Annotated in this window: 14 protein-coding genes; 7 read left to right on the top strand and 7 right to left on the bottom strand. The window is 61.4% G+C overall.

What is annotated here, in order from left to right:
* Window positions 1-6: 6 nt before the first annotated feature.
* Genes ACYPYQ_RS05355 through ACYPYQ_RS05345 form a run of 3 tightly spaced genes read left to right on the top strand, consistent with a single transcriptional unit; the run spans window position 7 to window position 1,222 of the window.
* Complete coding sequence (locus ACYPYQ_RS05355) at window positions 7-204, top strand: SAP domain-containing protein (RefSeq protein ID WP_459720865.1); 198 nt, start codon at window positions 7-9, stop codon at window positions 202-204.
* Window positions 205-219: 15 nt separating this feature from the next.
* Window positions 220-669: an Hsp20/alpha crystallin family protein gene (locus tag ACYPYQ_RS05350; protein WP_459720861.1), complete on the top strand. Its 450-nt coding sequence runs from the start codon at window positions 220-222 to the stop codon at window positions 667-669.
* Between the two features lie 58 nt (window positions 670-727).
* Window positions 728-1,222 carry a BCAM0308 family protein gene (locus tag ACYPYQ_RS05345; RefSeq protein WP_459720858.1) on the top strand — a complete coding sequence of 165 codons (495 nt, stop codon included), beginning with the start codon at window positions 728-730 and terminating at the stop codon, window positions 1,220-1,222.
* Between the two features lie 146 nt (window positions 1,223-1,368).
* On the opposite strand, the gene ACYPYQ_RS05340 is transcribed toward ACYPYQ_RS05345, so the two are convergent.
* The 6 genes from ACYPYQ_RS05340 to ACYPYQ_RS05315 all read right to left on the bottom strand — a co-directional run bounded on the left by ACYPYQ_RS05340 (window position 1,369) and on the right by ACYPYQ_RS05315 (window position 7,330).
* Entirely contained in the window at window positions 1,369-3,777 is a 2,409-nt protein-coding gene (locus ACYPYQ_RS05340) for a Lon protease family protein (protein ID WP_459720856.1), read from the bottom strand.
* 10 nt (window positions 3,778-3,787) lie between these two features.
* Window positions 3,788-4,903 carry an alanine dehydrogenase gene (ald, locus tag ACYPYQ_RS05335; protein ID WP_459720853.1) on the bottom strand — a complete coding sequence of 372 codons (1,116 nt, stop codon included), beginning with the start codon at window positions 4,901-4,903 and terminating at the stop codon, window positions 3,788-3,790.
* A 114-nt stretch (window positions 4,904-5,017) separates the two neighbouring features.
* Entirely contained in the window at window positions 5,018-5,710 is a 693-nt protein-coding gene (locus ACYPYQ_RS05330; protein WP_459720850.1) for a protein-L-isoaspartate(D-aspartate) O-methyltransferase, read from the bottom strand.
* A 30-nt stretch (window positions 5,711-5,740) separates the two neighbouring features.
* Window positions 5,741-5,902 (bottom strand): hypothetical protein, encoded by a 162-nt coding sequence (locus tag ACYPYQ_RS05325; RefSeq protein WP_459720844.1) that lies wholly within the window; start codon window positions 5,900-5,902, stop codon window positions 5,741-5,743.
* Between the two features lie 108 nt (window positions 5,903-6,010).
* Window positions 6,011-6,847 (bottom strand): alpha/beta hydrolase, encoded by an 837-nt coding sequence (locus ACYPYQ_RS05320; RefSeq protein WP_459720841.1) that lies wholly within the window; start codon window positions 6,845-6,847, stop codon window positions 6,011-6,013.
* Between the two features lie 21 nt (window positions 6,848-6,868).
* Window positions 6,869-7,330: a WbuC family cupin fold metalloprotein gene (locus tag ACYPYQ_RS05315; protein WP_459720837.1), complete on the bottom strand. Its 462-nt coding sequence runs from the start codon at window positions 7,328-7,330 to the stop codon at window positions 6,869-6,871.
* Between the two features lie 97 nt (window positions 7,331-7,427).
* Between ACYPYQ_RS05315 and ACYPYQ_RS05310 the strand changes: the two genes are divergently transcribed.
* From ACYPYQ_RS05310 to ACYPYQ_RS05295, 4 genes are all read left to right on the top strand, one after another.
* A complete protein-coding gene (locus tag ACYPYQ_RS05310; RefSeq protein ID WP_459720834.1) occupies window positions 7,428-8,345 on the top strand; it encodes a hypothetical protein in 918 nt (305 codons plus the stop codon).
* A gap of 12 nt (window positions 8,346-8,357) precedes the next feature.
* Window positions 8,358-10,139 carry an N-acetylglutaminylglutamine amidotransferase gene (locus ACYPYQ_RS05305; RefSeq protein ID WP_459720831.1) on the top strand — a complete coding sequence of 594 codons (1,782 nt, stop codon included), beginning with the start codon at window positions 8,358-8,360 and terminating at the stop codon, window positions 10,137-10,139.
* A 227-nt stretch (window positions 10,140-10,366) separates the two neighbouring features.
* Entirely contained in the window at window positions 10,367-10,762 is a 396-nt protein-coding gene (locus ACYPYQ_RS05300; RefSeq protein WP_459720828.1) for a DUF4357 domain-containing protein, read from the top strand.
* 69 nt (window positions 10,763-10,831) lie between these two features.
* Complete coding sequence (locus ACYPYQ_RS05295) at window positions 10,832-11,155, top strand: hypothetical protein (RefSeq protein WP_459720825.1); 324 nt, start codon at window positions 10,832-10,834, stop codon at window positions 11,153-11,155.
* A 113-nt stretch (window positions 11,156-11,268) separates the two neighbouring features.
* On the opposite strand, the gene ACYPYQ_RS05290 is transcribed toward ACYPYQ_RS05295, so the two are convergent.
* Window positions 11,269-11,862 carry a lipocalin family protein gene (locus ACYPYQ_RS05290; protein ID WP_459720821.1) on the bottom strand — a complete coding sequence of 198 codons (594 nt, stop codon included), beginning with the start codon at window positions 11,860-11,862 and terminating at the stop codon, window positions 11,269-11,271.
* Window positions 11,863-11,920: the final 58 nt, after the last annotated feature.

Below are 11,920 nucleotides of genomic sequence, written 5' to 3'. Positions count from 1 at the left end.
ACTGTCATGAACATGCAAGAGTTGCACGTCATCGCCAAGTCTCGCGGCATCCGCCCCGAGTACATGTACAAGATCGAATTGATTCGCAGCATCCAGCTCGCCGAGGGCAATTTCGACTGTTTCGCCACTGCGAAGGAAGGCAGGTGCGACCAGCTGGATTGCCGCTGGCGGGAGGATTGCTTCGAGTCCGCTGCCCGCAACTAACCCAAGGAGAACATCATGAACCTGATCAAATGGGATCCATTCAAGGAACTGGAAGAAGTGTCCAACCGACTGAACCGTCTCTTCGGTCGTAGCGGCAATACCGAGGAATCCGGCCAGAACATGCTGGCCGTCGCCGACTGGTCACCTTCGGTCGACATCAGCGAAACCGACGATGCCTATCTGATCCGGGGCGAGATCCCCGGCGTGAAGAAGGAGGATGTCCGGCTCACGGTGCAGGACGGCATGCTCACCATCCAGGGCGAGCGCAAGATGGAGAAGGAAGAGAAGAACAAGAAGTACCACCGGGTGGAATGTTCGTACGGCAATTTCGTGCGCAGCTTCCGCATGCCGGATGACGCCGACGAGGACAAGGTGAAAGCCGAGTTCAAGGACGGCATGCTGAATGTCACCCTGCCCAAGTCCGCGAAAGCGAAGCGCAAGTCGATCAACATCGCGGTGTCATGAAACTTTGGACAGTCTCCGCCCCTGCGGGCAGAGGCTGTCCCCTCGAAAGGAGAACGCCATGTCCAAACATCCCCCCGGTTTCATACTCGTCCGTCGCGACCAGCTCATGCAGGAAGCGGTGCACGACACCTACCAGAGCAAAGGCAAACCCGCCGAACCGGCCCGCTGCCCGGATTGCGGTGCCGTGTTCCATGATGGCCGCTGGCAGTGGATGGAAGCGCCTGCCGGCGCGCACGAGACACTGTGCCCGGCCTGCCACCGCATACGCGACAGCTTTCCGGCCGGCTTCCTTGCATTGAGCGGGGATTTCCTGGCCGTACACGAGGCGGAGATCCGCCAACTGATCAGCCACCACGAGGATCGCGAAAAAGCCGAGCACCCCTTGCAGCGCGTGATGGACATCGAGGAGACGCCGGACGGTCTGATGGTGACCACCACCGACATGCATCTGGCACGCGGCATCGGCGAGGCGCTGCATCATGCCTATCAGGGCGAGCTGGAGTTCCACTACAACCCGGACCAGAACCTGTTGCGGGTGCACTGGTCGCGCTGAACGGACGGGGAAGGCAGATCGACTCGTCACACCGGCGAAGGCCAGTGTCCAGTCAATTGAACAAACAGTGCAACGCACTGCCATAACAGCATATCAATGAAACCACTGGATTCCGGCCTGCGCCGGAATGACAGTCAAATCCGCCCCTAGTCCTCTTTCTTGTGGTGCCCCGATTCCTGGCAGGCGTGATGGAAAGCCAGCAAGGTCTGCTGCGCGTGTCCCAGCACACTGCCCTGCGGATAGTCCCCGTGCTCGTCCGCCACGCCAGCGGGCAGACCGGTGAGCAATTCGATCCCCTCGCTCACATGTTCCGCCGTGTAGATATGGAACAAGCCCTGGTCGACCGCTTCGAGCACTTTGCGTGACAACATCAGGTGGCGGCGGTTGCGGTGCGGGATCAGCACGCCCTGGCTGCCGTCCAGCCCGGCCGACACGCAGACACGGAAGTAGCCCTCGATCTTTTCATTGAGCCCGCCCACCGGCAGCACTTCGCCGTGCTGGTTCACCGCGCCGGTGACGGCGATGCCCTGCTTGATCGGCAGACCGGATAGCGACGACAGCAGGGTGTACAGCTCGGCGCAGGAGGCGGAGTCGCCCTCCACGCCGTTGTATTCCTGCTCGAACACGATGGAGGCGTTGAAGTTGAGCGGCGCGTTGTGCGCGAACAGGGCGGACAGGTAGTTCTGCAGGATGAACACGCCCTTGTCGTGGATGGGACCGGACAGTTCCACCTCGCGCTCGATGTTGAGCAGGCCGTCTTCGCCGGCATAGGTGCGCGCGGTGAGCCGCACCGGGAAGCCGAAGCGGTATTCGCCCAGATCGATCTGGGTCAGCGCGTTCATCTGCCCGACCTTGGCACCGTGCACATCGACCAGCAGATCGCCCTCGGCAAAGGCTTCGTGCATGCGCTGCTCGGGATAGTCGTGACGCCTGATGCGCGCGGCCAGCGCGGCATCGACATCGGCGGCCTCGACCAGTCTCGCGTTGCGCGCGGTACACAGCGCGGCACTCTCCATCACCAGCGATTCGATACGCGCGAAGTTCGCGCTCTGGCGCGACTGGTCGTCCACGGCGCGGTGCGCGTCCTCCAGCAAGCGCGCCACGGCGGCGGACGTGAAATGCGGCAGGCCGCGCTGCTTGCAGGCGTTGGCGACGAAGATCGCCGTGGCATGGCGCGTCTCGGCGTTGGCGTAGAAGCTCCCGGCGAAATCCACCTTGACCCGGAAGTGGCGGGCGAACTCGGGATCGTTCTCCTGCAGTTCGTAATACTGTTCGCGCGAGCCGATGAGCACGATCTTGATGTCCACATCCACCGCTTCCGGTTCCAGCGACACGGTGGCGATGGGCGTGAAGGCCGTGCCCGGTTCCTCGATCTGCAAACGGCCGCTGCGCAACAGGCGGCGCAGCTTATCCCACACCAGACCGTCCACCAGCAGGTCGCGCAGATGCAGCATGAGGAAACCGCCGTGCGCCTTGTGCAGGCTGCCCGCGCGGATGCGCGAGAAATCGGTCATCAGCACGTCGTTCTCGGACTGGTATTCGATGCTGCCCAGCAGCGCGCGATGCATGGGATTGTCTTCGATGATCACCGGCGCGCCGGACAGCCCGTCGTTGTCCACCACCAGATTGACGCGGTAACGAGACAGCGTCTTGTTCAGCGCCTCCAGCCGGATGTCGTCGTCGCTGGGCAGCGGTTCGAACAGCTCCACCTTGTCCAGCACGTCGCGTGATACCTGGTCCAGATAGTTGCCCAGCTTGACCGAGTCCTTGATCTGTTTCTTCAGGGCGGCGCGTATCTCCTGCAAGGCGTGATCGAGCAGCGGCTTCACCACCTGCCGCCGCAGCGCGGCCTGCGCCTCGTCTTTGGTACGCCCCATGGCGAGCGTCCGGTCGAAATACTGGCTGATCTCGGCGCGCAACTCCAGTTCCGCCTGGTCGATCTGCGCCCGCTTCTCTTTGGGCAGTGCCAGCATATCTTCTTCGGTCAGCGTCTTCCCCTTGGCATCGCGATAGGTGAACACCATGTGTCCGTTCTCGCGGTGCAGGGTGAAACTGCGCTGTTCGGCCGAGGCATCGAGTGCGGCGTATTCCTTCGCCTCTGCAGTCTTGTATTCGCTCTCGATGCGCTCGTTCTCGCTCTTGAAGTCCTGCCCGTTCAGCCGCAGCGGGATCTCCTTGATCAGCGTCTTCACCAGTTGCGCCATCATCTGCCGCAGTTGCCGCCCCTGCCCGGCCGGCAGGCGCAGGGCCAGCGGCCGCTCAGGCACATCGAAGTTGTGCAGATAGCACAGGTCGGGCGGCACCGGACGGGTGGCGGCGACCTTTTCCATCGCGTGTTTGAGCAGCGAAGCGCGGCCGCTGCCCACCTCGCCCAGCACGAACAGGTTGTAGTCCGGCTGTTCCATCTGCAGACCGAACTGCGCGGCCGACTCGGCACGCTCCTGACCGATCCAGGGCAAGGGGTAGTCGAGCAACTCCGAGGTGTCGGTGAAACCGAGCGAGTCTGGCTGGATGGCAAGGCGGAGTTCGGCGGGTGTCAGGCGGAGTGTCGGCATAGGGTCCTATTCAGTCGAGCAGGGATTCGGCCGGATGATATTGCATGCCGAAGGCTTCGGCGACTTTGCGGTGGGTGACCTTGCCCGCGATGATGTTCAGACCGTTGAGCAGCGCAGGCGATTGTTTGAGCGCTTCGCGGTAACCCTTGTCCGCCAGTTGCAGCACATACGGCAGGGTGGCGTTTGTCAGCGCCAGCGTGGCGGTCACCGGAACGCCGCCGGGCATGTTGGCCACGGCGTAGTGCACCACGCCGTTCACCACATAGGTGGGATGCTCGTGCGTGGTCGGGCGCGTGGTCTCGACGCAGCCGCCCTGGTCGACCGCGACATCGACGATGACCGCGCCCTTTCGCATCAGCTTGAGGTCTTCGCTGCGCACCAGTTTCGGTGCCACCGCGCCGGGGATGAGCACGGCACCGATCACCAGATCGGCATCGGCGATCTGCGCCAGCAACTGGTGGCGGTCGGAGAACAGCAACCGCACATTGGCCGGCATGACTTCACTCAGGTAGCGCAGCCGTGCCAGATCGATATCGAGCATGACCACGCTGGCCCCCATGCCCGCCGCGATGCGGGCGGCGTTGACGCCGACCGCACCGGCACCGAGCACCACCACTTTGGCGGGGGCCACGCCGGGCACGCCGCCCAGCAGGATGCCGCGGCCGTCGTTCAGCTTCTCCAGATATTTCGCGCCTTCCTGCACCGCCATGCGCCCCGCAACTTCCGACATCGGTGTGAGCAGGGGCAGTTCGCGCGAGGGCAGTTCCACGGTCTCGTAGGCGATGCACACCGCGCCGGAATCGAGATGTGCCTGCGTCAGGCGCTCGCTGGCCGCGAAGTGGAAATAGGTGAAGAGGATCTGGCCGCGGCGGATGAGTCTCCATTCCGCCTCGATCGGCTCTTTCACCTTGACGATCAGATCGGCCGTCGCCCACACCGTAGCGGCATCGGGCGCAATCTGCGCACCCGCCGCGCGATAGTCGTCGTCGCTGAAGCCGCTACCTGCGCCCGCGCCGCTCTCCACCATCACGCTGTGCCCGGCGCTGACCAGCGCCTCGACACCGGCCGGCACCATCGCCACGCGGTTCTCGTTGGTCTTGATCTCTTTGGGTATGCCTACTTTCATCGGTCGACTCCTGCGAAGTTCCACATGCTATTCCGCCGCTGCGGGGCCGGGACGAGTGTAGCAAATCGTCCGCGTCGCAAGGCTAATGCTTGCCGCCTTCTTGGCAGTGACAGACTAACCTGCCCCGGTGAGCGGCACGAAGCGCACCGGCTCGATGCGTTTATGCTGCAGTGTGCCGTCGTACGCCTTGGTGATCAGCATCAGTTGCTGTACATCCAGCCAGCCGCCGACGGGGATCACCATGCGACCGCCCGGTTTGAGCTGTTGCAGCAACGCGGGCGGCACCTGCTCGGCCGCTGCGGTGACGATGATGGCGTCGTAGGGTGCGTGTTCCGGCCAGCCGAGCGAGCCGTCGCCCGCCTTCACTTCGACTTTGTCATAACCCTGCTCGTGCAGGCGTTGCGCGGCTGCCTCGGCCAGCGGTACCACGATCTCCACGCTGTACACCTGCCCGGCCAGCCGCGACAGGATGGCCGCCTGATAACCGGAGCCGGTGCCGACCTCAAGTACCTTATGCCGGGCTTCGAGCGCCAGCAGCTCGGTCATCAGCGCGACGATGTAGGGTTGCGAGATGGTCTGGCCGTGGCCGATGGGCAGTGGCTGGTTCTGGTAGGCGGCGTATTCCTCGGCGTCCGGCACGAAGCGGTGGCGCGGCACCGCCGCCATGACATCGAGCACGCGCTCCGAGATCGGCACGCCGCCGTAAGCGGCAGCCTCATCCGCCATGAGACGGATGGATGCCAGCATGCGCTCGCGCGCCGGTGCATGGCGATCCGCGCCTGCGTGTGCGTTTGCTGTATCGGTCATCGTCCCTCCCGCATCACGGTTCTCAGCGCCTCATTCTTTGCGCTTGATGGCGATGCCGACCAGTTCGATGGCCACCCCCAGCACAAGAATCCATGCACCCCCGCGGCTTTCCGGGGCCGAATACATCATCACGGCGCCCAGCAGCATCAGTGCGATCGCCAGCGGACGACGGATACGGGTCTTGCCCAGCATGATCGTTCCTCCTCTCAGGCCTTATGCCGACAATGGCTGACTGCCTGTGCCGACGTTTCCAGCATGGCGCCCGGCAGGGCATCCGTCAACGCCAGGTCATCGCGCCCCTCAGCGTTCGCAAGCGACGCCCACGTGGCGCGCCAGGAAATCGCGCAACGCGCCGACCCAATCCTCACGCATGAAGATGAATCCGTCATTGTGTCCACCGGCCAGTTCGAGGAAGGTCTTGGGCGCGCGCGCTGCGGCGTACAGCGCCCGCCCATGCGCATAGGGGATGATCTCGTCCTGCGGACTGTGGGCGACCAGCAGCGGAACCTGCGCCTGCTGCAGATAGGCGCGCGTGTCGTAGCGGATGCGCGCCAGCCAGCACACCGGCAGCCAGGGATAGAGCTGTTGTCCGAGATCGGGAACGGAGGTGAAGCTGGAGGCGAGCACCAGCGCGGCCGGTCGATGCCGGGTGGCTAATTGCGCGGCGACAGCACCGCCCAGCGATTCGCCGAGCAATGCGATGCGGCAAGCCGGTTCATGTTTAATCTGCGTGACGTATGCCCAGGCCGCTTCGGCATCGAGATAAGTGCCCTGTTCGGAAGGCGAGCCGCTGCTGTTGCCGTAGCCGCGGTAGTCGAAGATGAGGGTGTTGTAGCCGAGACGGTGGAACATCGCCACGTAGTCGAGACGATGCGAGATGTTGCCCGCGTTGCCATGCGTTAACAGTATCGTGCCGCGCGGTTCTGCGACCGGCACATACCAGCCGTGCAGTTCGACGCCGTCGGCGGTTTTTAGCCGCAACTCATCGAAAGGCAGGCCGATCTGCGCGGGCGTGGCGGAAAGCGCCCTGTCCATCTGCGGATAGAACACCAGTCGCGACTGGAAAAGGAACAGCAGCAGCGCAAGGCCGACATAGACTGCGAGCAACATACCCAGCACATGCCACATCAGTCGCATCGCTCCTCCATGGACACTGCCTCAGGCGATACGCTCGCCCACCTGTGCCACCGCATACCATGCGTTCAATTCCGTGGCCGTGCGGCCCTTGCCCCACGCCGCCACGTCCGCCTCCGCGATGGGCGCATAGGGGCCGTGTTTCACTTCGAAGATGACCGCGCCGACATCGCGCGACAGCACGGCATGCCAGCCGCCGGCCGGGATCTCGACCACGCTGCAGTCCCCGCCCAGCTCGGCGCGCTCGGTGACGCGGCCCGTCTCGTCGAACACCAGCACGGTGAAACGGCCCTTCAAGGCGATCAGCACTTCCCAGGTATGCGGGTGGCGGTGCGGCAGGATCAGGGTGTCCGGCTCCATGGCGATGGCCAGGCGCTGGATGGGATCGGCGAGGTCGGTGTGCAGGTTGCTGTTCATGCGCAGGCGCGGCGCGCCCTGTGCCTGTCGGCCGAGAGCGGCCAGATCGCTGGTAGTGAGTCTTTTCAAGGTTCGCTCCTGTTCGGGATGGCACATTCTACCGAAACCCCCTGTTGCAGTCGGCTTTGCTTTGAGGCTGGCGCAACTGCCTATAGAATCCTGCGCCATGTCCATCCGCCCTCACCCATTCCTGCTGTTCGCCCTCGCCACTCTGGTATTCGGGTCGGCCGGTGCACAGGAAGAGGCGGCGCAGGCCGAGTTCGTCTACGAGATCGATCCCTATTACACCAACGCGGGCTACAACATCCCGCTCACGGACAAACCCATACCCGTCATCAAGTCCGGCAGCGAAGCGGTGATCTATCGCGAACTGATCAAGGACTCCGTGGTGCCGCGCTACATGACGGTGGAAGCCAGCCTGTATCCGATGCCTATCCTGGGTACCTGGCTAAAGACCCATCATCGCGGCTTCTACGACAGCGGGGCGATCGGCGACAACTTCAACATCATCGAATCGCTCACCGCCGGTTTCCAGGAGCCGTGGGCGGTGTCGCTGTTCTTCGGCAACGTGGCCAAGTTGCAGCGCCCGGGCGACACGCGCGTAGGCAACAACTACGGCTACACCGGTTATCTGTTCAGCATGGGCGAGAAACACATCAAGAACAACGTCATGGTGGGGGACCACTGGTTCGAACTGGAATGGAAGATCAAGGGCCAGCTCGATTACACCGACAAGAAACTGTCCTGGAGCTTCCGTGGCGGGGCCAAGTTCCACAACAACATCGAAATCAACGATGTGTATTACGTCGCGCTGTCGCGCAGCAACACCGAACTGCATTCGCCCGGCCTCGACTGGCTGGACAACACCACCGGCGACTTCCGCATGCATTTCCTGCAGCAGTCGGGCAAGCTGGTACGCATGGAATTCATCGCCGGCAAGAAACTGCCGCTGCCCGACAAAGGCTACACCCCCACGCTCAGCGCCGGTTTTATCTGGACCAGTCCGCAAGAGTATGCCGGCAGCCTGCGCAGCATCGAGAACAACACGCTGACCTTCGTGATCCGCCCCTCCATCGAATTCTGAAAGCAACCACCCATGTGCGGCCTCTGCGGCGAACTACGCTTCGATAGACAAACACCCGACCACGCGCGACTGATGCGCATGACCGACGCGCTGACACGGCGCGGGCCGGACGCCTCCGGCATGTATGCCGACGGCCCGCTCGCCTTCGGCCATAGACGCCTGTCCATCATCGACCTGTCCGACCGTTCGCGCCAGCCGATGGTGGACGAGACGCTGCACCTGACGCTGGTGTTCAACGGCACCATCTACAACTACCGCGAACTGCGCGCCGAGTTGCTGGAGATGGGTTATGAGTTCTTTTCCGACGGTGACAGCGAAGTCATCCTCAAGGCGTATCACGCATGGGGCGAGCATTGCGTGGCGCACTTCTACGGCATGTTCGCCTTCGCCATCTGGGACCAGCGCGAGCACACGCTGTTCATGGCGCGCGACCGCTTCGGCATCAAGCCTTTGTATTACGCACTTGACGGCGCCTCACTGCGCTTCGCCTCCAGCACGCAAGCGCTGCTGGCGGGCGGCGGCATCGACACCAGTATCGACCCCATCGCACTGCACCACCACCTCACGCTGCACTCCTCCGTCCCCGCCCCGCGCACCCTGCTGAACGGCATCCGCAAACTGCCGCAGGCGCACTGGATGCGCATCACGGCGAAAGGCGACGTCGAGCTCAAGCATTACTGGGAACTGGATGCGACACGCCCCGATGTGGGACTGAGCGAACAGGACTGGATACAGGCCACGCGCCATGTGTTGAAGAAGGTGGTGGAGCGCCACCGCCTCGCGGCCGACGTGCCGGTGGGCGTGCTGCTCTCTGGCGGTCTGGATTCCAGCCTGATCGTGGCGCTGCTGGCCGACCATGTGCCCGATCTGCGCACCTTCTCCATCGGCTTCGAAGACATCGGCGGCGATGCGGAGAAAGGCGACGAGTTCGAATATTCCGACCAGGTGGTGGCGCGTTATAAAACGCAACATCACAAGATGCTCATCCCCAACAGCGAAGTGCTGAAGCGCCTGCCGGAAGCGGTGCGCAGCATGTCCGAGCCGATGGTGAGCCAGGACAACATCGCCTTCTATCTTCTGGCGGAACAAGTATCCAAAGATGTGAAAGTGGTGCTCGCCGGACAAGGTGCGGACGAAGTGTTCGGCGGCTATTTCTGGTACCCGAAGATGGATGCCACCGCAGGCAGCGCGCCGGACAAGTTCCGCAACCACTACTTCGACCGCGACCACGCCGAATATCTGGAAACGGTGAGCGAGGCTTACCGCACGGAAGATGTCACCAGCGAACTGGTCGCCAGGGAACTGGCAAAACCGCATGCCGACGAATTCCTCGATCAGGTGTTGCGTTTCGACGTGAGTACGCTGGTGGTGGACGATCCTGTTAAGCGCATGGACAACATGAGCATGGCTTGGGGACTGGAAGCCAGAGTACCTTTCCTCGACCATGAACTGGTGGAGCTGGCCGCCAAGATGCCGCCCTCACTGCGCCTGAAAGAAGGCGGCAAATTCCCGCTCAAAGCCATCGCCCGCGGCCTCATCCCCGACAGCGTCATCGACCGCCCCAAAGGCTACTTCCCCGTCCCCGCACTCAAATACGTGCGCGGTGAGTTCCTGCAATTCATGCGCGACATCCTGCTCTCGGATGCTTGCCAGAAGCGCGGCTTGTTCAATCAGGAATACGTGGAAAAGTTACTCGCTGATCCGGAGTCGCACTTCACGCGACTGAACGGCAGCAAGCTATGGCATTTGGCATTGCTGGAATACTGGCTGCAGTTGAACGTGGACAGCATCTAACGGTAACGCTCATCTCTTGGCCTATATATTTTCGAAAATATATAGGCCAGATTTCCAATAGACAAAAACTAGAGGGATGGCTATGGTTCTGGCTTATAAGCTAACCCTCGAGAAAAATTATCAATCGACAAATTTAGCGCGGGCAATGCTTGGCAAGAAGTTATTTTAGCACTATAGTTCTCCTAGCATCCGACGATTGGGTTGGGCAATTTTTTTAGGAGCAAACCATGCACACCATTGAAGTCGATTTTGATGTTTTCAAGCAGCTTACAGTTCGTAGGGCAACTGAAGAGGTTAGCTACAACGACGTAATTCGTGAACTGCTTGGTTTAGAGCCAAGCAACACAAACTCTGCAAAGAAGTCGTCCGACCCATCTCCAGACGATTGGACTGCTAAAGGAGTGCACTTCCCCGCCGGCACTGAATTTCGAGCCACCTACAAAGGAAAAATTCGTACTGGCTACATTGACAAGGGAGCCCTTGTCGTAAATGGGAAACGCTATGACTCTCCGTCTGCTGCTGCAGTCGCTATTACTGGAAACCCAGTTAATGGTTGGCGTTTTTGGGAATGTCGTCTTCCCGGAAAGTCATCATGGCATCTCATCGAAAGCCTTCGCCGGTAGCTTTTATTGAACAAATTCTTAGATGGCTATGCTGCTTTGCAAATTCCAAACTTAATAGGAGACAATCAAATGCGTATCAAAATACTGTTGATCATGTTAGTTCTTGGCCTTGGTGGCTGCGCCACTTCCAAGGACATGTACCTACCAGACGGTTCAATAGGCCACAATATCAGTTGCGACGGTAGTGCCAACAGCATTTCAAAATGCTTTCAAAAAGCGGGGGAGGTTTGTGGCTCAAAAGGTTACGTTTTACTGAACCGCGAAGGGGAGGCAATTCCGTTTGCATACAGTTCGGGTAGCGCAAGCGCCACTACTACCAGTGCTAATGGTACATATGTCAGTCAAGTTGGCATGTTCGTAAGTCGCAGCATCTTCGTTAAGTGCAAAGATTAAGCCACCCGATTTAGCCCGCGCAGGGTGCAATAAGCGCAGCGCATTGCACCGGATGTTTTGATCTCTCCCATACGGTGCAATGCCCTGCGCCCTTCGGCAAGCTCAGGAGAGCGTTATTGCGCCCTACCACTTCCAGCAACCTTGCACAGCGGCATCTTCTCCGAGATGCCGCCGGTCTGGACGGAGGTGAGCAACGCGCAACTGTCGTAACCGTTCTCGCGCAGACGCTGTTCGATGGCGATCAGGTCCGGCATCGCTAGCGCGGGCTGCCGGGACAGTATCCAGGCGTAGTCGCGGTCGGGATGGCCGACCACGGCGTAGCGATAGTCGGATGCAAGGTCGATCACCCAGTAGTCGCCGCCCAGCAGGTAGAGCCAGCCGAACAGTTTGACGAAGGTCACTTCGAGTTTGGCGCGGCTGGCCGCATCGACCACCCTCGCCCGCCCCTGCGCCACCGAGCGTTCACCGTTCTCTGTGCGGCAACTGTTGGTGACGGCGATGTCTGCGCCGGCTTGCGCATATTCGGCCATGGCATCACCCACGCATTGCCGCTGGAAAAATTGCGGGATGCTGGCGATCTCGTACCACCGACCGAGGTAGCGTTGCAGGTCGACTTCGGGGACGGTCTGCAAGGGTTGTGCGGCGGCGGTCGATTGCCACAGCAACATGGCAGCGGTCAGGCAAGTTGCAAGCAGTTTCGATCTCATATCACGCTCCTTATATGGTTACCGCCAACAAAAAAGCCGCACCGGAAGATCGGGGCGG

The organism is Sideroxyarcus sp. TK5 (assembly GCF_054601595.1).
Note: the sequence above shows the minus strand (reverse complement) of the source record. Positions and strands in the feature narration are given on the sequence as shown.